Source organism: Mesorhizobium sp. RSR380A (assembly GCF_054719385.1).
Genome location: NZ_JBTTIB010000001.1, coordinates 5,203,678 through 5,226,208, shown reverse-complemented (window position 1 = coordinate 5,226,208; position 22,531 = coordinate 5,203,678). Strand labels below are relative to the sequence as shown.

Genomic DNA, 22,531 nt, shown 5'->3' with positions numbered 1-22,531 from the left:
ATTGCGAGCCTGCATGCAGCTGACGCCATCGACGCCGCTTACGCTGGTCGGAATCCTGGCGTCCTTTCGACGTGCGTTTTCGGGCATCGTCCTGATGAGCGGGGTCGTCAACGTGCTGACCCTGACCGGCTCGTTCTTCATGTTGCAAGTCTATGACCGCGTCGTTCCGGGTCGCAGCGTGCCGACGCTGGTCGGCCTGGCGGTGCTTGCGGGAACATTGTTCGTGTTTCAGGGAGTGCTGGAGCTGATCCGCTCTCGCCTGATGGTGCGGCTGGGACAGGGGCTGGACGCAAAGCTGAGCCCGTCGGTCTATTCGGCGCTGATGCGCCTGCCGCTGCGCGCCAAGCCTTCCGGCGACGGGCTGCAACCCCTACGGGATCTCGATCAGGTCCGCTCCTTTATCGGCAGTGCCGGACCGACCGCTTTGTTCGACCTGCCATGGATGCCGCTCTATATCGGCATCTGTTTCATTTTTCATTTCTGGATCGGCGTTACCGCGCTTGCCGGCGCCGTTGTCCTGTTTGCACTGACGCTTCTGGCCGAATTCCGGACCCGCGGCCCGACAAGGATCGCCGGACAGCACGCGGCCGTCCGCAGCACGTTGGCCGAGGCGACAAGGCGCAATGCCGAAGCCATGCAGGCCATGGGTTTTGGCGGGCGTATCGCCGAGCGGTGGTCTGCCGTCAATGCCGAGTACCTGAACGCCCATGCGGCAGCCAGCGATGTCGCGGGAACGCTTGGCACGATTTCCAAGATCCTGCGGTTGATGCTGCAGTCGGCAATGCTGGCGATCGGGGCCTATCTGGTCATCCAGCAAGAGGCGACCGGCGGCATCATGATCGCAAGCTCGATCATGATGGGCAGGGCGCTGGCTCCGATCGAACTGGCGATAGCGCATTGGAAGGGTTTCATTTCGGCGCGGCAAAGCTGGGCACGCCTGAAGCAGCTTCTGTCCGCGCTGCCGGAAGGCGCAACCGGCGTGACCCTGCCCGCGCCTGTCAGCGCGCTGGCGGTCGAGAATGTCAGTGTCGCGCCGCCGGGCGAACGCACGCCGGTGGTGTGGGATGCAAGTTTTTCACTGGCCAGGGGAGCAGGCCTGGGGGTCATCGGCCCGAGTGCTTCCGGCAAATCATCGCTGGTGCGTACGCTTGCAGGTGTCTGGCTGCCGGCGCGCGGCGCCGTGCGGCTGGACGGCGCGACGCTTGACCAGTGGCCGGCCGAGGAGTTGGGCAAACACATCGGCTATCTGCCGCAGGATGTGCAGTTGTTCGACGGAACGATCGCGCAGAACATCGCCCGCTTCGACCCGGATGCGTCGTCCGACATGGTGCTTGCGGCAGCCAAGGCCGCCGGCGTGCATGATCTCGTCGTGCATCTGGCGGACGGTTACGACACGAAGGTTGGCGAAGCCGGCGCCTCGCTCTCGGCGGGGCAACGCCAGCGTGTCGCGCTGGCGCGCTCTCTTTATGGCGATCCGTTCCTGGTCATCCTGGACGAGCCGAATTCCAATCTCGACTCAGAGGGTGAAGTGGCCTTGTCCGCCGCCATCCAGGGCATCAGGGACCGCGGCGGCATCGTTATCGTCGTCGCGCACCGGTCAAGTGTGCTGGCCAATGTCGACACCGTGCTGGTGATGGCCAATGGCCATGTGCAGGCCGTCGGTCCGAAGGATGAGGTGCTGAACAAGGTCTTCCGATCGGCGGCACCGCTCAAGGTCGTTGCCGCCACGGAGAGAGGCGTTCCTGCATGAGCGAGGACAGATCCGCTTTGCATCATCGGCAGGTCCGCCGCTATCTCGTGGCTGGCGTTGCTACCTGTCTGCTGCTTGTCGGAGGTGTTGGCGGCCTGGCGGCAGTGACCAAGATGTCGGGTGCGGTGATCGCAGCTGGCCGGCTGGTGGTCGATTCCAATGTAAAGAAGGTTCAGCATCCGACGGGCGGCGTGGTCGGCGAGATCAGGGTGCGTGAAGGCGACCGGGTCAAGGCGGGCGATATTCTGGTGCGGCTGGATGAAACGACAACACGCGCCAATCTGGCGATCGTCTCAAAAGGTCTGGATGAGTTTTATGCACGGTTGGCGCGCCTGGAGGCGGAGCGTGACGGCAAGGACACGATCAGCTTTCCGGACGTTTTGACATCGCGGCGCGACGAAGCCGGTGTCGCCGCATCGATGGCCGGAGAACAATCGCTGTTCGATTTCCGGCACCAGGCGCGGTCTGGCCAGCGATCGCAATTGCGCGAACGGATCGCGCAGTTGAAGCAGGAGAGTGCCGGCCTGACCGAGCAGCTGCAGGCGAAACGCCGCGAGATCGAGCTGATCCAGATCGAGCTGGAAGGTGTGCGGTCGCTCTGGCATCGCAAGCTGATAGGAATCGACCGCATGACGTCGCTGGAACGGGACGCGGTGCGGCTCGAAGGCGAGCATGGCCAGTTGACCGCGGGAATTGCCCAGGTGAAAGGCAAGGCGTCCGAGATCGAACTGCAGATCATCCAGATCGACCAGGATCTTCGCAGCGAGGTCGCGACCGATTTACGCGATACCCAGGGAAAGATCTCCGAGTTCGTCGAACGCAAGGTAGCGGCCGAGGACCAGTTGAAGCGCATCGATCTGCGCAGCCCGCAGGATGGCGTGGTGCTGCAGTTGGCGGTGCATACGATCGGCGGGGTCATCACCCCCGGGGAACAGGTGATGCAGATCGTACCGGTGACGGACGACCTGACCGTTGAAGCGCATATCGCACCGCAGGATATCGACCAGGTGACGATGGGCCAGAATGCGATTTTGCGCCTGTCGGCGTTCAATCGGCAAACCACGCCGGAGCTGACCGGGACGCTGTCGCGGATCTCGGCCGATCTCACCATCGAAGAGCGCACCGGAGCAGCCTTCTATGTGGCGCGGGTGACGCTGCCCAAAACCGAGGTCGCCAAGCTGCGCGGGCTGGCGCTGGCGCCGGGCATGCCGGCCGAAGTGTTCTTCCCGACGGGCGACCGGACGATGCTTTCCTATCTGGTGAAGCCGCTGTCGGATCAGATCCAGAAAGCTTTCCGGGAAGAGTGAAGCCGCACCTTTGAGAGCTGAAGCCTCGGGACCGGCTGGTTGCCGGTCCCCAAGGGGTAGCCCTACTCCGCCGCCTCGTAGCCGGCGATGCCCTTGATCTCGAGGAAATCCTCGAGGCCGTATTCGGCGTATTCGCGGCCGTTGCCGGATTGCTTGTAGCCGCCGAAGGGCAGGCCGGCGTCCCATTGGGGATAGTTGATGTAGACGTTGCCGGTGCGCATTCGGGCGGCGACTTCGCGGGCCTTCTCGATATTCTTGGCCTGGATGTAGGACGCCAGCCCATAGACGGTGTCGTTGGCGGTGCCGATCGCCTCTTCCACTGTGTCGTAAGGCATGATCGCCAGCACCGGTCCGAAGATTTCCTCGCGTGCGATGCGCATGTCGGGCGTGACATCGCCGAACACGGTCGGGCGGATATAGTAGCCGCGGTTGAGTTCGGCCGGACGGCCGGGGCCACCGGCAACGAGCGTCGCGCCTTCATCTATGCCGGCCTGGATCAGGTCCTGGATCTTGTCGAACTGGATCTGGCTGACCACCGGGCCGAGCTTGGTACCGGCCGCATCGGCCGGGCCGACGGTCAATTTTTCGGCCGCCGTCTTGGCATAGCCGGTCGCCTCGTCGTGGCGGTCGCGCGGCACGAACATGCGGGTCGGCGCATTGCAGGACTGGCCCGAGTTGCTGAAGCAGCCGGCGACGCCCTTGCTGACGGCCTTTTCAAGATCGACATCGGGAAACAGGATGTTGGCCGACTTGCCGCCAAGCTCCTGATGCACGCGCTTGACCGTGTCGGCGGCCGCCTTGGCGACCAGGATGCCGGCGCGAGTCGAACCGGTGAACGACATCATGTCGACATCGGGATGGCTGGACAGCGCCTGGCCGACGCCCGGGCCGACGCCATTGACGAGGTTGAAGACGCCCTTGGGAACGCCGGCCTCGTCGATGATTTCGGCAAAGATGATGGCGTCGAGCGGCGCGATTTCCGAGGGCTTCAGCACCATGGTGCAGCCGGCGGCGAGCGCAGGACCGACCTTGCAGGTGATCTGGTTCAGCGGCCAGTTCCACGGCGTGATCAGGCCGACGACGCCGATCGGCTCCTTGACGATCAGCGACGAGCCCTTGACGTGGCGGAATTCGAACGACTTCAGCACCTCGGCCATCTTCCGCAGATGTGCCAGGCCAATGCCGACCTGGCTGTCGAGTGCCATCTGGCGCGGCGCGCCCATCTCGCGCGATACGGCCAGCGCCAGATCGGCGCTGCGCTTCTTGTAGACCTCGATTATGCGGTTGAGGATATCGAGGCGCTCCTCGACCGAAGTGAAGCCGAATGTCTCGAAGGCGCGCTTGGCGGCCGCAACCGCCTTGTCGACATCGGCCGTTGAGCCGAGCGAAATCTGCGCGAAAGCATCTTCGTTTGACGGGTCGATGACGTCGAGTGTGCTGGGCACGACAGGATCGACCCACACGCCGTCAATATAGAACTGCAGATTGTGTGACACGGGCTTCTCCTCGGGGGATTTCTGAATTGATGGGGGGCGATCGCCAGATCGTCGTATCGGTTCAGGGATAACGATGGGGCAAGAGCGATGTCAAACGCAAGGGCGGGCGATTGAGCCGACGGCTACAGAAGCGTGTGCCCCGCCGCGACCAGAAGCCCCCTTGCCGCGGCTTCATCCTTGGCTTTGACGAGCAGATGGTCACCATCGAAGGTGGATACCAGAAAAATGCCGAGTTCGTTTTCCGACAATGGTTTTATCACCGACAGCACGATGCCTGTTTCGTCGAAGGCAAAGGGACCTTGGAGTTTCAGGGCGACCCAGTCCCTGTCATGCTTCACCCCGTCCGGCACCCGATCCTGCAGGCAGACGACCGAAAGCTCGTCCTCTGTCCTGGTGATGCTGACGAAGCCCGGTCCTTCGGCCCAGCCGGGAATGCTCTCTTTTGCTTCGAGGCGCGAAACCGCATACCGCCCCGAGAGCGGCTTCAACCGGACCCTGACTGCCATCCGATCCTCCCTGTTATCGGCCATCACCCCAGTTTCTTGCTCATATAGACCGTCATGCCGTTCATGAACGGCTCCTCCCGGTCGATCGTATAGCCATGCCGTTTGTACAACAACACATTGGCCATGAAGGCGCCATTGGTCAGCAGGCGCAGCTCGAAGCAGCCGGCCTCCAGCGCATTCTGCTCCGCCCGTTCCAGCAACAGCCGGCCGATTCCCCTGCCCTGCGCCTGTGGCGCGACGCAGACATTCTCGATCCAGAGATGATCGTCGGCCAGGATGGTCTCGATCATGCCGACAATGCGGCCATTTTCGATGGCGAGATCGAACGGATGTTCGGCGACCGCCTTGTCATAATCGGCGCGCATCGGCAGCGGCTCGCGGCCGATCAGAGGCACCCATTTGGCATAGGCGGCACGCACAATGTCCCTGATGGCGGCAGCGTCCGCCGGTTGGGCCGGCCGAAACAGGATGGAAGAATTGGACATGGCAAAGGCTCCAGACATGAAAACCCCGCCGGCAGACGTCGCGGGCGGGGCTGGAACGAACGAACCGATTTAGTGTGCCGGTCTTTGTCGTCGCGCCTTGCCGCTCCGCACTGTGCAGAGGCGACGTCGCTGGGCGATGGCGAGCGAGAAAATGGACATGACGCCACGCTGGAGTGCAAGACGCAGAGCGTCAAGCTGCATAACCGAGCCAGTCATTATGTTTGCATGGCACAGGCAAGATTGAAGGCATTGCCGACCGTTCGCAAAGATCGATCATTCCAATAAGAACAATTCGTTGGAAAGATCGATTCTGGAATGACATTCTCCTGAGGTACTTGCGTGGAGAATTGCATTGTCTTCCGCCGCCCAGCTAGCGAACGATATTCCGATCAGCCTGATATCGGCCGACCTGGCCGTGGGCCGGAAGCGGCTCGATTCCGTGTGGAATGGCGTCATCCCCGGGATCGTGCTGGTGGCGATGATCACGGGGGTGGCCTTCTCGGCCCATAATGTCTCCGGCTTCGCGCTGTTCAGCCCGATGATCCTCGCCGTCGTCGCCGGCATGATCTATTCCAACGTGCTCGGCACGCCCGCCCACGCCAAGGCCGGCATTGCCTTCTCGCAGAAGCGCCTGCTGCGCTTTGCCATCGTGCTGCTCGGCTTTCAGCTGACGCTCGGCCAGGTCGTCTACATCGGCGCCGGCGGCGTCGGCATCGTGGCGCTGACCCTTGGAGCGACCTTCGTCTTCACCATTACGCTTGGCCGGCTGATCGGCGTCGACGCCAAGCTGGCGCAACTGATTGCCGCCGGCACTTCGATCTGCGGCGCTTCGGCCATTGTCGCCACCAACATCGTCACCGATGCGCGCGACGAGGACGTCACCTACGCCGTCGCCTCGATCACGCTGTTCGGCACCGTCGCCATGCTCGGCTTCCCGCTGCTGGCGCCGGTGCTCGGCCTCGACCAGCACGCATTCGGCCTGTGGGCCGGCGCCTCGATCCACGAGGTGGCGCAGGTCATCGGCGCCGGCTTCCAGAACGGCGCCCAGTCCGGCGAGATCGCCACCGTCGCCAAGCTGACCCGCGTCGCCATGCTGGCGCCGATGGTCATCGCGCTCGGCCTGATGGCGCGCCGCAAGAGCAATGGCGATCGCCCAAGCGACCAATCCGGTCCGCGGCCGCCGATGCCGTGGTTCGTCGCCGCTTTCATCGCCGTCGTGGCGCTGAACAGCCTGGTTGCCGTGCCGGCCGAAGTGAAGTCGGCCATGGCGTTCGCTACCACCATCATGCTGACCATGGGGCTCGCCGCCATGGGTCTGCAGGCCAACATTTCGCAACTGCGCTCGCGCGGCCTTCGCCCGCTGGCGCTCGCCTTCTGCGCCTTCCTGTTCATCGGCGGCTTCAGCCTGATGCTGGTGAAGTTCGCTTAGTCCTCGAACGAACTCGCCGCGACATAAATAGCGGCAAGCGCCTCGATGCCGGCCTGGTCGTCCTTGTCGAAGCGGCCGGGCGTCGGGCTGTCGAGGTCGATCAGGCCGAAGACGCCGTCATTGTCCCTCAGCAGCACGACGAGTTCCGAGCGCGAGTCAGCGTCGCAGGCGATGTGGCCGGCAAATTCATGCACGTCCTTGACCAGCATCGACATTTCGAGATCGATCGCGGTGCCGCACACGCCCTTGCCGACCGCGATGCGCACGCAGGCCGGCTTGCCCTGGAACGGTCCAAGCACCAGCTCCTCGTCGGACGCCAGGAAATAGAAGCCGGCCCAGTTGAGATCGGGCACCATCTGGAAGATCAGCGCCGATGTGTTGGCGGCGTTGGCGACGGAGTCGCTCTCGCCTTCCAGCAGCGCCTTCAACTGGGTGGCCAGTTCGCGGTAGAAGGCTGGCTTGTTGGTGCTGTCGATGGTCTGGGCCGCAAACATGGCGTCGTCTCCATTGCCGGCGGGCCAAAAAGCCCGCTACATTTCCTGTCTGCCACCAATGATGCTCCCGGGAAATACACAATTGTGAATACCGACCGTGCCAGCCAAACACACGACCGGGCGCAACCCGCAGCAAGCGAAGGTCCCCTCACCTTCGCCGTGCTGGTCTTTCCCGGCTTTCCGATGATGGCGTTCAGTTCGGTGATCGAGCCGCTGCGCGCCGCCAATGTGCTGGCCAAACGCGATTGTTACCGCTGGGTGATCGTCGGCGCCGACCAGGGAACGGTCGAGGCGTCCAACGGGGTTGTCATACAACCGGGATTCTCAGCGTTCGGCGCGCCGAAGGTCGACCGCATCGTCGTCTGCTCCGGCGGCAATGCGGACTTGCTTGTCGCGGACGATGCGGTTGCCTGGATCCGCAGGAGCCTGCGCGCCGGCGCCCATATCGGCGCTGTGGCCGATGCCGCCTTCTTCCTCGCCCGGGCCGGCCTGCTCGACGGCCATGCCTGCACCTTGCACTGGACCAGCCAGGCCGCCTTCACCGAGGCCTTCCCGGATATCGAGCTTCGGCGCGACCTCTATGTCATCGACCGCAAGCGCTTCACCTCGGCCGGTGGCGTCGGCAGCCTCGACATGATGCTGGAGATCATCACCAACGATTATGGCGGCGAGCTCGCGGCGGGCGTTGCCGAATGGTTCGTGCACAGCCCCTTGCGTTCGAGCGTCGACCGCAAGCTGATGCCGCTCAGGCTGCGCACCGGCGTCCAGAACGAACTGGTGCTGTCGGCCATCGCCATCATGGAGGATGCGGTGGAAGAGCGGCTTGGCATGACGGAACTGGCGGCCCGTCTCGGCGTCTCCTCCGACAAGTTGGAGCGCAATTTCCGCGCCCAGCTCAGCATTTCGCCCAATGGATATTACCGGCGGCTCCGGCTGCGGCGCGCCGCCGACCTGTTGGCCCATTCGACGCTGATGGTGCGAGACGTGGCGCTGGCCTGCGGCTTTGCTTCGATGTCAAGTTTTGCCCGAGCGTTTCGCGAGGAGCATGGGCACGCGCCGAAGGCGATGCGGCGGCATTAGGGACGCTTATCGGCCACGCCGAGTTCCCGCCCACCCCCCTCTGCCCTGCCGGGCATCTCCCCCGCAAGGGGGGAGATTGGGAGCTCGGCGGTTTTCGCAAATCACCAACGCTGGGGCGCTGACGCGGCCAGCGAAGCTGCTAATCTCCCCCCTTGCGGGGGAGATGGCCGCAGGCCAGAGGGGTGTGTGACGGATCGTTGCCGAACGACTTCTACTGCGGCATTTCGCACGACATCTGCGGATTCTCGCACAGACATTCTGCGGTTCGTAGCTATGTTCAGGCCTTCAGGAGGCGCACCATGAGCATCGTCGTTTTCGACCCGGACAGCACCGAGGATGTGGATTTCAAGGACCGCATGCGCCACCCGGTCGCGGCCGACTCCGCCGGCGGCATGTGGCTGTCGGATACCGAGCCGTCCTTCATCGATGCCGACGCCTTGCGCAAGGGCCGGCTGGCCAAGCTGCGCGGCTGGATGCGCGAGGCGGGCTATGGGGGCGTCGTTTTGTTCGACCCCTACAACCAGCGCTACGCAACCGGCTCGCGCAACATGTTCGGCTATTTCCTGCGCAACTCGACGCGGTATTTCTTCATCCCGACCGACGGGCCGATCGTGCTGTTCGAGTACCCGCAGAGCTACCATGTCTCGATGGTGCTCGACACGATCGACGAGGCGCGGCCGTCCAAGCTGGTGTGGTCTTCGGTGTCGGGCCGTGACGACGAAACCGCTGGTCCCTTCGCCGACGAGATCGCCGAGCTTTTGACGAAGCACGGCGGCGGCTCGATGAAGCTCGGGCTCGACCGCTGCAGCCATTTGCAGGCGCTGGCGCTGGAAAAGCGCGGCTGCGACGTCAGGGATTGCCAGGGCGAAATCCTGGGGGTGCGGGCGGTCAAGACGCCCGAGGAAGTCAAATGCCTGCAGGTGTCGATGGCCGGCGCGGAAGCCGCCGTCTACGCCGTGCGCGAGGCGATCAAGCCCGGCGTCTCCGAAAACGATCTGTTCGCCATCATGTATGGCGAGGTGATCCGCCAGGGCGGCGAGTTCATCGAGACGAGGCTGCTCACCTCGGGACAGCGCACCAATCCCTGGTTCAACGAGGCCAGCGGCCGCAAGATCCGGCCGGGCGAGCTTCTGGCGCTCGATACCGACACGATCGGCTGCTATGGCTATTATTCCGATTTTTCGCGCACCTTCCGCTGCGGGCCTGGCAAGCCGACCGACTATCAGAAATCGCTCTACCGCATGGCGCACGACCAGGTTCAGCACAACATTTCGATCGTCAGGCCGGGCATGGCTTTTCGCGAGATCGCCGAAAAGGCGTGGAAAATCCCGGACCGTTTCGTCGACCAGCGCTATACCTCGGTGATGCATGGCGTGGGCATGCATGGCGAGACGCCGTTCATTGCGCACGCCATGGACTATGAAACCTATGGCCGCGACGGCATTATCGTGCCCGGCATGGTGGTGAGCGTGGAAAGCTATATCGGCGAGAAAGGCGGCCGCGAGGGCGTCAAGCTGGAGGACGAGATCCTGATCACCGACACCGGCACCGAGCTTCTGTCGCGCTTTCCCTACGAGGATGAGTTTCTGGAGAAGCAGGTTTGATGGTCGCTTCGCATCCCTTGGCAACCATCGCGAACGCCAATCCCGTCGTCATCCTAGGGCGAAGCAAGGAGCGCAGCGACGCGGCGCAGACCCTAGGATCCATGCCGGGACTCCTCCGCGCCGCAACGGTGCAAGTTCTGCTCCGCCGCACTCTCCGGCTAGCGTCACGGCATGGATCCTCGGGTCTCCGCGACGGAGCTTCGCTCCTGCTTCGCCCGTGGATGACGAAGGTGGGGAGGCACCGGCCAATCAGCACTGTTTGCGCCACTTCGCTGAACGGAATGGCGTCGGTCGCGAACCCAGGCCCGTCCATATGAAAAGCCCCATCTCGATCAAACGCGGCACGGTCGCCGCGGCGTTCATCGACCTCCAGGAAGAGCATCGGCAGGACAAGCGCTATCTGGTCGAAGGTTTTGGCGAGGTGCTGGCCAACGTCCAGCGCCTGCAGGCGGCGGCGCGGCGCAACTTCGTGCCGCTCTATCACTGGGCCTATGTCGTCGATACCGCCAAGGCGCGTCCGTTCCATCCGCTCGACGCCGACGGCAAGTCTGCCTTTTCCGACAAGACCGATCCGCTGACCGAGATTTGCCATGAGGTGGCGCCCGCGGCCGGCGAGACGATGCTGGTCAAGACGCAGGCCAGCGCCTTCGGCGCCGGGCCTGCCGCAACCGAATTCAAGGCGCGCGGCATCGAATGGCTGATCGTCGCCGGCGTCTGGACCGAGGCCTGTATCGACGCCACCGTGAAGGACGCGGTCGCATCCGGCTTTCGCGTGCTTCTGGTCAAGGATGCCTGCGGCAGCGGCAGTGCCGCCATGCACCAGACCGCCATCCTCAACCTTGCCAACCGGCTCTATGGCGGCGCCGTCACCAACACGATAGACGCGTGCCGGCTGATGGCGGGCGACACTGTCAGCGCATGGCGGGTCGAGGGCTCGGTGCCGCTGCGCTTCACCTTTGAAAACGCCGAACGTCTCTACGGCGAGCTCTGAGAGATGGGCACGGTCCACAAGCTCAAGACCACCAGGCGGGGGAAATACGCCACCCTGCTCGACCCGGCGCTGTGGGAGCATATCGACCTAGTCAATGACTGGTTCCCCCCAGAAATCGCCGAACTTCCGATCGCCGAGCAAAGGTCGGTCTATGATGCGATGTGCCGCGCCTTCCATCAGGGTTATCCCAAGGGGGTTTCGGCCAGCGACGGCATCATCGCCGCCGATGAGGGACACGCCATCCCGATCCGCTACTACCGGATGGCGGGCAAGCCCGTGCGCGCCGTCATCCTCTACTATCATGGCGGCGGCTTTGTGCTTGGCGGGCTCGACAGCCATGACGACATCTGCGCCGAAATCTGCGCCGGCACCGGTTTCGACGTCGTCTCGGCCGACTACCGGTTGGCGCCGGAGCATCCGCACCCGGCCGCCTTCGACGACGCGCTGACCGTGTTCGAATGGGCGGCGGTGACAACGGACCTGCCGATCGTGCTTGTCGGCGAAAGCGCCGGCGGCAACCTTGCCGCCGCGGTCGCGCACGCCTCGCGCCGCCACCTGCGCCGGGCGGTCGGCCAGGTGCTGATCTATCCCGGCCTTGGCGGCGACGAGAGTGCCGGCTCCTATGTCGAACATGCCGAGGCACCGCTGTTGACACTGCGCGACATCGCGTTCTACCGCACCATTCGCGCTGCCCCGGCACAGTCGCCCGACGACCCGACTTTTTCGCCGCTGAGCGACAATGACTTCTCCGGCCTGCCGCCGACTGTCATCATCACGGCCCAATGCGATCCGCTGTCATCGGACGGCGAGACCTATCGCGACCGCATCGTTGCGGCAGGCGGCCGCGCCTGGTGGTATGAGGAGAACCGCCTCGTGCACAGTTTTCTGCGCGCCCGCAAAAGTGTTCAGCGCGCCGGCGAGGCGTTCGTGTGCACGCTTGCAGCCATCGCCGCCGTCGCCGTGCTCGGCAAGAACGACTGGCCATATTGAGGCGGCGAAGCGCTGATCTCCCCCTCATGGGGGTTGAGGAGTGGTCCGCCTAGCGGATGCAAAGCCAATTGCTTGGCTTTCCGAACGACGAAAGCCGGCAGGCCAGAGGGGGCGCGAAGGATCGCGGCCCTTCAATATCCTAAATCAACGCAACGATTATCTGCGATGATACTCCAGTCGGCAGACGGGATGGCGGGACAGCGCCCCCCTCTGTCCTGCCGGACATCTCCCCCACAACAAGGGGGGAGATTGGCCATCTACCACTGCGGAGCAGTGCACAAGAATTGCGGAAAAGCGAACATTTCCCGGTGTCGGCCCGCTTTATCATCACCTGCTCAGGCAACGGCGCCTCGGCGATCGCATCCGCCCCAGCGGAAGCGGACCGTCGGGGCGCCCAACAAAAAAGGGAACGACGATGAAATTCATGCTGACCGACCGTAATTTGCACCCGCAGGCGAAGCCCGTTGCCGATGATTTCAGGAAAGGCGGCGTCAACCGGCGCGAATATCTCGCCATCATGGCCGGCTTTGGCGTCAGTGCTGCCGGCGCGCTGGCGCTGGGCGGCCTCAGCGCGTCACCTGCCCGGGCCGAAGAGCCGAAGCGCGGCGGCACCTTGCGCGTCGCCATGAACGTCAAGGGTTTCAAGGATCCGCGCACCTTCGACGGTGTCGAGATGTCCAATGTGGCGCGCCATTGCAACGAATATCTGGTGCGCTGGAACCGCGACTTCACCTTCGAGCCGTGGCTGCTCGAAAGCTGGGAAACCAGCGACGACGCCAGGACGCTGACGCTGCATGTGCGCAAGGGCATCGCCTGGTCGAATGGCGACACCTTCAACGCCGACGACGTCATCCACAATCTCACCCGCTGGTGCGATGCTTCCGTCGCCGGCAACTCGGTCGCCGCGCGCATGGGTGCGCTGATCAATGCCGACACCAAGAAACCGGTCGACGGCGGCATCGAGAAGGTCGACGATTTCACCGTAAAGCTCAATCTGCCGAAACCCGACATTTCGCTGATTGCAGGGATGGCCGACTATCCCGCGCTGATCATGCACCGCTCCTATGAGGGCGGCGACGATCCGATGAAGGCGCTCGCAATCACCACCGGCCCTTGCGAACTGGTCAGCTGGAATGCCGAGACCAGTGCGGAGGTGAAGCGCAAGGACAAGCCCTGGTGGAAGGGCGACTTCTACCTCGACCGCATCAAATGGGTCGATTACGGCTCCGACCCCAACGCGATGCTGTCGGCGTTCGAATCCGGCGAGATCGACACCGACCATGAGACCGCGTCCGACGCCGTGTCGCAGACCGAACAGATGGGCTTGTTGAATTCCGAGATCGCCACCGGCTCGACCATCGTTGCCCGCTTCAATGTCGGCAACGCGCCTTATGACGACGTCAAGGTGCGCCGCGCCGCCCAGCTTGCCGTCGACAATTCAGCCGTGCTGGCGCTGGGCCTCGGCGGTCGCGGCAAGCCCGCCGACAACCACCATGTCGGCCCGATGCATCCGGAATTCGCCGATATCGGCCCGGCCAAGCGCGACACGGAACAGGCCAAGAAATTGCTCGCCGAGGCCGGCAAGACGGACCACGAATTCGAGCTGATCTCGGTCGACATCGAATGGCAAAAGAGCACCGGCGATGCGATCGCCGCGCAGATGCGCGAGGCCGGCCTGAAGATCAAGCGCACAGTTTTGCCGGCCGCGACCTTCTGGAACGACTGGAGCAAATACCCTTTCTCCACCACCGAATGGCTAGGCCGCCCGCTCGGCGTCCAGGTGCTGGCGCTCGCCTACAAATCGGGCGCTGCCTGGAACGAAAGTGCTTATGCAAACAAAGAGTTCGACGAACTTCTCGACAAGGCGCTGGCAACGCCGGATGCCGCACAGCGCAAGGAGATCATGGGCAGGATCGAGCAGAATTTGCGCGATGCCGGCATCATCATCCAGCCCTACTGGCGCTCGGTCTACCGCACCTATCGCAAGGGCGTGCAAGGCTGCGAACAGCACCAGTCGCTGGAACAGCATTTTGAGAAGGTGTGGCTGGAGGGGTGATCCTTTCCAGAACGAAAACGGCTGGGGTGGTTCGGGGGACCACGCCGGCCGAATGCCATTTGCCATGCGCAAGAATTTTGGCACAGATTGCGCCTGACCGACTTTCGGCCCAGCGAATCAGGCATGGATCATTTCGACCTCGGCACCTATCGCCGCCCCATTTCCACCACCTCGGCCGAGACGCAACGCTGGTTCGATATCGGGCTGAACTGGTGCTACGGCTTCAACCATGAGGAAGGCATAAAGTGCTTCGAGAAGGCGCTGGATACGGACCCCGATTGCGCCTTCGTGCATTGGGGCATCGCCTATGCCGCCGGGCCTTTTTACAACCTCACCTGGAAGGAGCACGGACGAGCGTGCAGGCGAAACACGCTTGCTGTCACTGAGATCCCGCCGCCCGACCATCCGAGTCGGCTTCGCCTTCTACGAGAAAATCTCCGCCAACTCATCCACGCTGGTGCCTTCCTTGACCTGGCGCAGTTCGACATAGGTGACGGCAATGGTCACCGACAGCATCGTCGAAAAGATCGTCGACACCAGAGTGCTGCCGAGCGCTCCGACCAGGACACCGACGCCGGTGATGCCGCCGGTGGTGGCGACCGCCAGTCCCAAAGTGAACACCGCCTGGATGAGCATCGCCGCCACGCCAATGATCAGCAGCAGCCAGAATATCGACCAGCGGCTGCCTTTGGTCAGGGCACGGCTGCGCGATATCGAGCCGAACACGCCAAGCCGCTCCTGAACCGCAATGGGCACGGAAACCGATACGGAAATCAGCCACATGAAAGCGGGGATAAACGCCAGGGCAAGCCCGATCAGCCACCCGATAGGGGGAATGACCCAGGCGATGAAAACCATCACAAAAACAGCCACCACCAGAGTGACAATGATCAGAATGCCTATGCCCAGCGTGCGCAAGAAGCTGCGCAATGCTATCTGGATGCAGTCGCCGATGACCGGCCGCTTGCCGTTCAAATCCTCGATTGCCGCCCTGACAAGCGCCGCTTGCACCAGCAAGGCCAGAACGAAAATGATCAAGGAAGCGACTATCGATAAGCCCGAGTAGTCTCCCATGGCCGACGTCTCGAAAGCGGCGGCGTTCCCGGCGCTGTCGACGTTCACAGATGTAGCCACCCGGGACAGGTTCCAGAGGTTGTACAGCAGTGCGGGCAGTGTCGAGAAAAGTCCGACAACCACAGCAAGGAAACCCAGATTGCGGCCAATAACCGCGAAGCTGTTGCTGAAGACCCTGCCGATGCGGAATTTTTCCGGTCGGTCCTGCGCCAGTGACGTCACGATGCCTCCTGCCCTGGCACCCGCCTTGACCTGACCGGGTCAAGGCGGTGCAAACCCGTCGGCTTACGAGAAAATCTCGGCCAGTTCGTCGATGCTGGTGCCTTCCCTGACCTGGCGCAGCTCGACATAGCTGACGGCGGCGGCGACCGACAGCACCATCGACATCACGCTCTGCACCAGCCCCGCCACGATGGTCGCGGCAATGCCGTGAAACAGGTAGACAACCACGCCAACCATCGACTGGATGACCATGGCGATGACGAAGAGGAGCAAGAACAGGCCGAACAGCGACCAGCGGCTGCCCTTGGTCAGGGCGCGGCTGCGCGACATGGAGCCGAACACGCCGAGCCGCTCCTGGATCAGAACTGGTACTGAGACAGACCAGCCGAGCCACAGGATGATGCCAGGCACTGCCAAGGCGAGGAAGGCCAGTCCCGACCCCAGGCCAACCAGTATGCCGATCCCGAGGGTCGGCAGCAAAAAGCGAATAGCGGTCTGAATACTGTCGCCGAAGGATGGGCGCTTGCCGTTCAGATCCTCGATGGCGGCACGCACCAGCGCCGACTGCAGCAACAGGGCGCAAATGGAACTTATGAAAACGGCGACGATCGAGACCCAGGAATTGCGAAAGGCGAAAAGGGGATCAGCCGCCACGCCCGGATCGACCTGCAGGATCGCCTGCATGCGCGAATCGATCCAGAGCTGCATGATGATCGTCGGCAGTCCCGCAAGCAGAAAGGCCAAGCCGACGCTCAGGCCGATGTTGCGGCCGATGACGGAGAAGGTGTTGTTGAACACCCTCCCGATCTGAAATTTCTCAGGCCGTGCAAATGTTGCCGAAGTCATGATGCGCCCCCTGTTTCACCGCCGAATATTGTCCGGCGACCGCAGTAGTAAATTTGCCAAGATTAGCGACTGGCGTCTAGCCCACTTGCAAATGTTGCGCTGCATTGCCAGTGTCGGCCCGCGAACCGCAGGTTGCATGGGGGCGAAAAGGTGACTGCTGCACAGCCGGACGCTGCGCAAGCCGAATGGCTGGCCAAACTGCACAAGCAGTTGCTGTCAGACGATTCGATCCAGTTCGACCTGCCGGCCTACAGACCACCCGAGACACCCGAGTGGCTGAGACCGCTGGGCGAGTTCCTGAAATTGCTCGGCCCGTACATGATCTACCTGTTCTGGGGCGCGGTGATCACAGGTGCCGCGATCATTCTGCTGCTGATTGTCCTTGAAGTGAAAGGCGTCGCCTGGCGCCTGTCCTGGTGGCGCAAAAAGAGCGTGACCGAGGCGGAAGCGACATGGCACCCCGACATTGGCGCCGCGCAGGTCCTGCTGTCGGAAGCCGATGCGCTGGCCGCCCGGGGCGAGTATGACGAGGCGGTGCATCTCCTGCTTCGCCGCAGCGTTGCCGACATTGCCGGCCGCCTGCCCGACTTCCTGCGCCCGTCGCTGACCGCGCGCGATATCGCGGGAGCGGCGTCGCTGCCAACGCGGGCGCGTGGCGCCTTTACCCAGATCGCGCGCATCGTCGAGGCCGCTCTGTTCGCGCGCCGGCCGGTCGGGCCAGAGGGCTGGCAGGAGGCGCGCAGCGCCTATGAGCGATTCGTCTTCAGGGATGCCTGGACGTGAGTGACACGACAGCCGACATCGCCCAGCAGGAACCGTTCAGCCGCAGGACGGTGTTCTGGGGCATTTTCGCCAGCCTGCTCGCGGCGGCGGGCTTCTTCCTTTTGTCCACCTATGCCCCCGATTTTCGCCAGCCGAGCGTCGGTGGCGCAACGCCGCTCTCGAAGAGCGGCATCGGCTATGCCGGCTTGGCGGAATGGCTGGAGCTGACCGGCGAAGCGCCCGACATGGCGCGGTCCGACAGCGATCTCCAGATCGACACGAACCTCCTGATCGTCACGATTTCGCCCGACAGCGACCCGGATGCGCTTGCCAACATCGTCAAGCTTCGCAAGGGCCTGGATACGCTGTTCGTGCTGCCCAAATGGGCGACCTTGCCGCTGTTCGAGCACGAGGGGTGGGAGATGAAGATCCAGCGGCTGCCTGACGTCGTGGTCAACGACTGGCTCGCCCGGATCGCCAAGGCCAAGCTCGGCGAAGGTGAGACCACGGTCAAGCAACTCGACGTCTCAGGGCAAATGGTCAGCGTTCCCGACCAGCTGCAATGGGTGGCCGACGAACACCCGCTGATTGCCGCCGGCAACGGTAAGGCCGTGCTGACCGAGGTCGAAGACGAGCGGTTCTACATTCTGACGGACCCCGATCTCATCAATAACGCCGGCTTGAAAGATCCCGACAAGGCGGCGGCGGCGCTCAAGCTGATCGAGCTCCTGCAGCCCGAAGAGGGTGCCGTCATGTTCGACCTGACGCTGCATGGCGTCGGGCGAAAATACGATCTCGCCAAGCTTCTGGTCGAGCCGCCCTTCCTGGCGCTGACGCTGACCATCCTGGCGGCGGCGGCACTTGCCTTCCTGCATGGCCTTGGCCGGTTCGGGCCGCCACGGGCCGATCAGCGCGCCATCGCCTTCGGCAAACGCGCGCTGGTCGACACCACGGCGATGCTGTTGCGCCGCGCGGGCCGGCTGGAGGAACTGGGCGACCGCTATGGAACCCTGGCGCGGGTGCGCGCCGGCGCGCTGCTCGGCGCGCCGCACGGTTTGCAGGGCGAAGCGCTCGACCGCTGGCTCGATTCCCGCGATAAGGACGAAGCCGGCGGGTTCACGACCCGCCTGCAAGCTGCGAACGCGGCAAAGACCCTGACACAAATGCATGATGCAGCCGAAAAGCTGCACGACTGGACGGCAAGGAGGCTCGGTGAACGTCGATGATGTGAAGGCCCTGGCGACACAGATCAGGGAAGAGGTGGCCAAGGCCATCACCGGGCAACACGATACGGTCGATCTGATGCTGACGGCATTGTTCGCCGGCGGGCATATATTGCTCGAAGGACCGCCGGGTACGGCCAAGACGATGACGGCGCGCTGCTTTGCCCAGGCGCTGGGCGTCGCCTATGGCCGCATCCAGTTCACACCCGACCTGATGCCCGGCGATATCGTCGGTTCCAACATCTACAATTTCCAGACCGGGCAATTCACGCTGACGCGCGGCCCGATCTTCTGCGACCTTTTGCTCGCCGACGAGATCAACCGCACGCCGCCCAAGACCCAGGCTGCCCTTTTGGAGGCGATGCAGGAGCATGCCGTCACCTTCGACGGCACCACTCATGCGCTCGGCCCGAACTTCATGGTGGTGGCGACGCAGAACCCTATCGAACATCAGGGCGTCTATCCTCTGCCCGAAGCCCAGCTCGACCGTTTCCTGTTCAAGCACCGGGTGAGCTACCCCGGCGCGCAAGAGGAAAAGGCGATCATCATCCACCATGGCGGCGGCACCGCCTCGCACGATATCAAGCAATACGGCATCACCGCCCAGGCCAACCGCAAGACGCTGGAAAAGGCGTTGGCGACCGTCGGCGGGGTCACGCTTGTCGACGACGTCGTGGACTATATCGCAAGGCTGGTGCGGGCCACGCGCGCCAGCCCCGATCTGGAAGTCGGCGCCAGCCCGCGTGCGGGCGCCATGCTGGCGAGAGCCGCACGCGCCCGGGCAGCGCTCGACGGGCGCGCCTATGTCATCCCCGACGACGTCAAGGCGCTTGCCGTGCCGGCGCTGCGCCATCGCGTTATCCTGTCGCCGGCGGCGCAGATCGACGGCCGCCTGGTCGAACAGATCGTGACCGACCTTGTAGACCAGACGGAAGCGCCACGTTGATTTATCCGAGCGGCCGGGCAGTCTGGGCAGGTGCGGCCGGTGCAATACCGGCCTTCCTGATCGCGCTCGCGCTGCCGTCGCTGTGGTATCTCGGCCTTTTGTGGATCTGCGCGCTGCTTGCTTTCCTGGCCGTGGACGCGGCCGCCGGGCGCGGACGGGCTTCTCTGAACGCCAGCATCCACGCCCCGCCGCAGGTCAGCGTCGGCGGCCAGCTCACCGTCAATGTCACCGCCAGGCTCGGCGGACGGCCGCGCGCCGTGCAGGCGCGTCTTGGCCATGACGAGCGGCTGCAACCGCTGGGCGGCACCGGCGGCGCATCGACCGCCGAGGCCGGCAGCGCATCGCTCGATCTCAGATTTCAGGCGCTGCGGCGCGGCATTGCCAGGTTCGATCGCCTGTGGGTGCGCTGGCGCGGGCCGTTCGGGCTGGTCTGGAACCAGGTGGTTCTGCCGATGGACGGCAAGGTGGCGGTGCTGCCCAACGTCAGCAGCGCCCGCGACGAGGCGATCACGCTTCTGCAGCGCCAGGCGCTGCCCGACGGACATGCGCAGCGCCGCGCCGGCCAGGGCCGCGAATTCGAGGCGCTCAAGGACTACCAGCCCGGCATGGGCCGGCGCATGATCGACTGGAAGCGCAGCGCCCGCCACGGCAGGCTTCTGGCGCGCGAATTCCGTATCGAGGAGAACAACAACATCGTGCTAGCCATCGATAGCGGCCGGCTGATGTGCGAGCCCGTCGACGGCGTGCCGAAGGTCGACCGCGCGGTCACCGCCGCCTTGCTGTCGGCGTTCATTGCGCTGAAGGGCGGCGACATGGTCTCCCTGTTCGGCTTCGATGCGCGGCCGCGCGTCTCCAGCGGCGCCGTGCGCGGCTCCGCCAGCTTCGCCATGATCCAGAAGCGGGCGGCGGAGATCGACTATTCCACCGAAGAGACCAATTTCACCCTGGCGCTGACGACCCTTGCAGCAAAGCTCGACCGGCGTTCGCTGGTGATCATCTTCACCGACTTCGTCGATCCGATCAGCGCCGAACTGATGCTGCGCACCGTCGGTCGGCTCACCGAACGGCATCTGGTGCTGTTCATGATGATGAAGGATGTCGAACTGGAGACACTGGCCGACATGCCGCCGGACGCACCGGAGGATGTGGCGCGCTCGGTCGTTGCCGGCGGGCTGCTGCGCGAAAGGCAGGTCGTCATCGGCAGGCTCAGGCTGCTCGGCGCGCATGTCATCGAAGCCGACCATCAGAGGCTCGGACCGGCGCTGGTCGAGCGCTATCTCGAGCTAAAGCGGGAGGATCTGTTGTGAACGCGCTGGTCGGCAAGGATGCGGTGCGCCAGTCGCTGGCGAGCTTCCGTTCGGAGCGCGAGGCCGACTGGAAGGCGTTCGAGGCGCTGCTTGCCCGGGTCGAGAAACGTGCGCCGCGCACGCTGTCGGAAGACGAGCTTTTGTCGCTGCCGCTGCTCTACCGCTCGGCGCTGTCCTCGCTTTCGGTGGCGCGGGCGACGTCGCTCGACAATGCGCTGGTCAGCTATCTCGAAGCGCTGTGCCTGCGCGGCTATTTCTACCTCTATGGCGCGCGTCGCGGCTTGCGGCAGCGCATCGGCGATTTCTTTCTGCATGACTGGCCGCATGCCATTCGCGATTTGTGGCGCGAGACCTTGCTGTCGGTCGTCCTGACCTTTGTCGGCGCCGGCGCCGGCTACTGGCTGGTGGCCAAAGACAAGGGCTGGTTCGACGCCATCATTCCGCCGAGCCTGGCCGGCGGGCGCAACCCGGATGCCTCAGTCGAAGTCCTGCGACAGGTGCTTTATGACGGCGCCGACAGCAATTTCCTGTCGGGCTTCGCCGCCTATCTGTTCACGCACAATGTCCAGGTGGCGATCCTTGCCTTCGCGCTCGGCTTTGCTTTCGCGGTGCCGAGCGTGCTCCTGATCCTGATGAATGGCTGCCTGCTTGGCGCGATGTTCCAGATCTACATCGCCAAGGGGCTCGGGCTGGAGCTGGGCGGCTGGCTGTCCATCCACGGCACCACCGAGATGTTCGCGATCGCCTTGGCGGGCGCCGCCGGCATGCGCATCGGCACGCGCATCGCCTTCCCCGGCGAACTGACGCGGATGACGGCGGCAGCCGATGCCGGGCGCGTGGCCGCAACCACCATGGTCGGGGTGACGATCATGCTTTTGTTTGCCGGCCTGCTCGAAGGCATCGGCAGGCAGGTGATCACCAGCGACGTGACACGCTACGCCATTGGCGGCGGCATGCTGACGCTGTGGCTCTGTTATTTCTATGTGTTCAGGGTGGTGCGGCATGGCGACCGCTAGGCGTGCTGCCGTCTCGACGATACGGCCGCTGATCACGCCGGAAGGGGTCGATCTCCGGATCAAGCTCGCCGATGCCGGCACTCGCGCCGCCGCCTTCTTGCTCGACTTTGTCATCATCATCGTCACGGCGATCGTGATCTCGATCGTTGCACTGTTCGGGCTGGCCGGCCTCAAAGGCGAAGGCGCGCAGCCGCTGTTCATCGTCTGGATCATCCTGATCTTCTTCCTGCGCAACGCCTATTTCATCGTCTTCGAGGCCGGCCGCCGCGCCGCCACGCCCGGCAAACGGATGCTCGGCATCCGGGTGGCTTCGCGCAGCGGCGCCGGCCTGTCGGTGGATCAGGTCATCGCCCGCAACCTGATGCGCGAGATCGAGATCTTCCTGCCGCTGTCGATCATCCTAGGCCGCAGCCAGATGGGGCTCGCCGACACGCTGTCGACGATCTTCGGGCTGGTGTGGACGCTGCTGTTTGCGCTCTTCCCGCTGTTCAACCGCGACCGCATGCGCATCGGCGACCTGCTGGCCGGAACCTGGGTGGTGGAGGCGCCCAAGCTGGCGCTGGTCGAAGACCTGTCGCAACGCCAGGATACCACCACCCGCGCCTTCCGCTTCACCCAGGCGCAGCTCGATGCCTATGGCATCGCCGAACTGCACAAGCTGGAAGAGGTGCTGCGCCGCGACGACTATTTCGCGCTGAAAGCCGTGGCCGAAACGATCGGGCGCAAGATCGGCATGACAATCGAGCCGGTCGATTCCAGGGCCTTCCTCACCGCCTATTATGGCGAGCTGCGGGCACAGCTTGAGCGCAAGCTTTTGCTGGGGACGCGCAAGGCTGATAAGTACCAGCGGTAGAAAGAGGGGCCCACTGCTGCGATGGGTGAGTCCAACCGTCGGCGCCGCCCCTCATTGCCCTGCCGGGCATTTCGCCCCGTAGTGACGGGGAGAA

The 22,531-nt window shown here is 63.9% G+C and carries 20 protein-coding genes and 1 pseudogene; 15 read left to right on the top strand and 6 right to left on the bottom strand.

The genetic code is table 11. The features are described 5' to 3' along the window. Window positions 1-13: 13 nt before the first annotated feature. Together ACYG9Z_RS25250 and ACYG9Z_RS25245 are read left to right on the top strand one after the other, a co-directional pair. The gene (locus ACYG9Z_RS25250) at window positions 14-1,750 is read left to right on the top strand and encodes a type I secretion system permease/ATPase (protein ID WP_023752024.1); all 1,737 of its coding nucleotides are present in this window, start codon (window positions 14-16) and stop codon (window positions 1,748-1,750) included. Continuing rightward, a complete protein-coding gene (locus ACYG9Z_RS25245) occupies window positions 1,747-3,057 on the top strand; it encodes an HlyD family type I secretion periplasmic adaptor subunit (protein ID WP_023689671.1) in 1,311 nt (436 codons plus the stop codon). Before ACYG9Z_RS25250 ends, ACYG9Z_RS25245 begins: the two co-directional genes overlap by 4 nt. Before the next feature lie 62 nt (window positions 3,058-3,119). Here the strand turns inward: ACYG9Z_RS25245 and ACYG9Z_RS25240 are convergent, their stop codons facing one another. From ACYG9Z_RS25240 to ACYG9Z_RS25230, 3 genes are all read right to left on the bottom strand, one after another. Further along, window positions 3,120-4,553, bottom strand: a complete 1,434-nt coding sequence (locus ACYG9Z_RS25240; protein WP_023752025.1) for an aldehyde dehydrogenase family protein — start codon at window positions 4,551-4,553, stop codon at window positions 3,120-3,122. Window positions 4,554-4,675: 122 nt separating this feature from the next. Continuing rightward, window positions 4,676-5,059 (bottom strand): ACT domain-containing protein, encoded by a 384-nt coding sequence (locus ACYG9Z_RS25235; protein ID WP_023752026.1) that lies wholly within the window; start codon window positions 5,057-5,059, stop codon window positions 4,676-4,678. Between the two features lie 23 nt (window positions 5,060-5,082). Beyond that, complete coding sequence (locus ACYG9Z_RS25230) at window positions 5,083-5,544, bottom strand: GNAT family N-acetyltransferase (RefSeq protein WP_023752027.1); 462 nt, start codon at window positions 5,542-5,544, stop codon at window positions 5,083-5,085. A gap of 352 nt (window positions 5,545-5,896) precedes the next feature. Here ACYG9Z_RS25230 and ACYG9Z_RS25225 point away from each other — a divergent pair, with 352 nt between their 5' ends. Further along, the gene (locus ACYG9Z_RS25225) at window positions 5,897-6,973 is read left to right on the top strand and encodes a YeiH family protein (protein ID WP_023752028.1); all 1,077 of its coding nucleotides are present in this window, start codon (window positions 5,897-5,899) and stop codon (window positions 6,971-6,973) included. Here the strand turns inward: ACYG9Z_RS25225 and ACYG9Z_RS25220 are convergent. Then, window positions 6,970-7,467, bottom strand: coding sequence for a GAF domain-containing protein (locus ACYG9Z_RS25220; RefSeq protein WP_023752029.1), 498 nt, complete (start codon window positions 7,465-7,467; stop codon window positions 6,970-6,972). The two genes, ACYG9Z_RS25225 and ACYG9Z_RS25220, sit on opposite strands and share 4 nt — an antisense overlap. A gap of 183 nt (window positions 7,468-7,650) precedes the next feature. Here ACYG9Z_RS25220 and ACYG9Z_RS25215 point away from each other — a divergent pair, with 183 nt between their 5' ends. The 6 genes and pseudogenes from ACYG9Z_RS25215 to ACYG9Z_RS25190 all read left to right on the top strand — a co-directional run. Next, entirely contained in the window at window positions 7,651-8,547 is an 897-nt protein-coding gene (locus tag ACYG9Z_RS25215) for a GlxA family transcriptional regulator (protein WP_245259905.1), read from the top strand. A gap of 299 nt (window positions 8,548-8,846) precedes the next feature. Further along, the gene (locus ACYG9Z_RS25210) at window positions 8,847-10,151 is read left to right on the top strand and encodes a M24 family metallopeptidase (protein ID WP_460222857.1); all 1,305 of its coding nucleotides are present in this window, start codon (window positions 8,847-8,849) and stop codon (window positions 10,149-10,151) included. Between the two features lie 313 nt (window positions 10,152-10,464). After that, the gene (locus tag ACYG9Z_RS25205; RefSeq protein WP_023752033.1) at window positions 10,465-11,142 is read left to right on the top strand and encodes an isochorismatase family protein; all 678 of its coding nucleotides are present in this window, start codon (window positions 10,465-10,467) and stop codon (window positions 11,140-11,142) included. 3 nt (window positions 11,143-11,145) lie between these two features. Then, on the top strand, window positions 11,146-12,132 hold the full coding sequence (locus ACYG9Z_RS25200) for an alpha/beta hydrolase (protein ID WP_031244096.1): 987 nt from the start codon (window positions 11,146-11,148) through the stop codon (window positions 12,130-12,132). A gap of 415 nt (window positions 12,133-12,547) precedes the next feature. Further along, window positions 12,548-14,188 carry an ABC transporter substrate-binding protein gene (locus ACYG9Z_RS25195; RefSeq protein ID WP_023752035.1) on the top strand — a complete coding sequence of 547 codons (1,641 nt, stop codon included), beginning with the start codon at window positions 12,548-12,550 and terminating at the stop codon, window positions 14,186-14,188. Between the two features lie 123 nt (window positions 14,189-14,311). Next, window positions 14,312-14,545: pseudogene (locus ACYG9Z_RS25190) on the top strand (hypothetical protein); the annotation flags it as partial. Between the two features lie 66 nt (window positions 14,546-14,611). Here ACYG9Z_RS25190 and ACYG9Z_RS25185 read toward each other — a convergent pair. Further along, window positions 14,612-15,484, bottom strand: a complete 873-nt coding sequence (locus ACYG9Z_RS25185) for a hypothetical protein (protein WP_023752037.1) — start codon at window positions 15,482-15,484, stop codon at window positions 14,612-14,614. A 63-nt stretch (window positions 15,485-15,547) separates the two neighbouring features. Continuing rightward, window positions 15,548-16,330, bottom strand: a complete 783-nt coding sequence (locus tag ACYG9Z_RS25180) for a hypothetical protein (protein WP_023752038.1) — start codon at window positions 16,328-16,330, stop codon at window positions 15,548-15,550. Between the two features lie 150 nt (window positions 16,331-16,480). Here ACYG9Z_RS25180 and ACYG9Z_RS25175 point away from each other — a divergent pair, with 150 nt between their 5' ends. From ACYG9Z_RS25175 to ACYG9Z_RS25150, 6 genes are read left to right on the top strand one after another with little or no spacing between them, the layout of a single operon-like run. Further along, a complete protein-coding gene (locus ACYG9Z_RS25175) occupies window positions 16,481-17,113 on the top strand; it encodes a DUF4129 domain-containing protein (RefSeq protein WP_023752039.1) in 633 nt (210 codons plus the stop codon). Next, window positions 17,110-18,318: a hypothetical protein gene (locus ACYG9Z_RS25170; RefSeq protein WP_023747704.1), complete on the top strand. Its 1,209-nt coding sequence runs from the start codon at window positions 17,110-17,112 to the stop codon at window positions 18,316-18,318. The genes ACYG9Z_RS25175 and ACYG9Z_RS25170 overlap by 4 nt, the downstream gene beginning before the upstream one ends. Beyond that, on the top strand, window positions 18,305-19,261 hold the full coding sequence (locus ACYG9Z_RS25165) for an AAA family ATPase (protein ID WP_023711603.1): 957 nt from the start codon (window positions 18,305-18,307) through the stop codon (window positions 19,259-19,261). Before ACYG9Z_RS25170 ends, ACYG9Z_RS25165 begins: the two co-directional genes overlap by 14 nt. Then, window positions 19,258-20,568: a DUF58 domain-containing protein gene (locus tag ACYG9Z_RS25160; RefSeq protein WP_023711604.1), complete on the top strand. Its 1,311-nt coding sequence runs from the start codon at window positions 19,258-19,260 to the stop codon at window positions 20,566-20,568. Before ACYG9Z_RS25165 ends, ACYG9Z_RS25160 begins: the two co-directional genes overlap by 4 nt. After that, a complete protein-coding gene (locus ACYG9Z_RS25155) occupies window positions 20,565-21,584 on the top strand; it encodes a stage II sporulation protein M (RefSeq protein WP_023698035.1) in 1,020 nt (339 codons plus the stop codon). The genes ACYG9Z_RS25160 and ACYG9Z_RS25155 overlap by 4 nt, the downstream gene beginning before the upstream one ends. Then, entirely contained in the window at window positions 21,571-22,437 is an 867-nt protein-coding gene (locus ACYG9Z_RS25150; RefSeq protein WP_023698034.1) for an RDD family protein, read from the top strand. Before ACYG9Z_RS25155 ends, ACYG9Z_RS25150 begins: the two co-directional genes overlap by 14 nt. Window positions 22,438-22,531 lie beyond the last annotated feature (94 nt).

Coding starts and splice junctions, on each gene's coding strand:
- ACYG9Z_RS25230 (WP_023752027.1), bottom strand. CDS start 5,544: ATGTCCAATTCTTCCATCCTGTTTCGGCCGGCCCAACCGGCGGACGCT.
- ACYG9Z_RS25150 (WP_023698034.1), top strand. CDS start 21,571: ATGGCGACCGCTAGGCGTGCTGCCGTCTCGACGATACGGCCGCTGATC.
- ACYG9Z_RS25210 (WP_460222857.1), top strand. CDS start 8,847: ATGAGCATCGTCGTTTTCGACCCGGACAGCACCGAGGATGTGGATTTC.
- ACYG9Z_RS25245 (WP_023689671.1), top strand. CDS start 1,747: ATGAGCGAGGACAGATCCGCTTTGCATCATCGGCAGGTCCGCCGCTAT.
- ACYG9Z_RS25195 (WP_023752035.1), top strand. CDS start 12,548: ATGAAATTCATGCTGACCGACCGTAATTTGCACCCGCAGGCGAAGCCC.
- ACYG9Z_RS25180 (WP_023752038.1), bottom strand. CDS start 16,330: ATGACTTCGGCAACATTTGCACGGCCTGAGAAATTTCAGATCGGGAGG.
- ACYG9Z_RS25250 (WP_023752024.1), top strand. CDS start 14: ATGCAGCTGACGCCATCGACGCCGCTTACGCTGGTCGGAATCCTGGCG.
- ACYG9Z_RS25235 (WP_023752026.1), bottom strand. CDS start 5,059: ATGGCAGTCAGGGTCCGGTTGAAGCCGCTCTCGGGGCGGTATGCGGTT.
- ACYG9Z_RS25215 (WP_245259905.1), top strand. CDS start 7,651: ATGATGGCGTTCAGTTCGGTGATCGAGCCGCTGCGCGCCGCCAATGTG.
- ACYG9Z_RS25200 (WP_031244096.1), top strand. CDS start 11,146: ATGGGCACGGTCCACAAGCTCAAGACCACCAGGCGGGGGAAATACGCC.
- ACYG9Z_RS25205 (WP_023752033.1), top strand. CDS start 10,465: ATGAAAAGCCCCATCTCGATCAAACGCGGCACGGTCGCCGCGGCGTTC.
- ACYG9Z_RS25220 (WP_023752029.1), bottom strand. CDS start 7,467: ATGTTTGCGGCCCAGACCATCGACAGCACCAACAAGCCAGCCTTCTAC.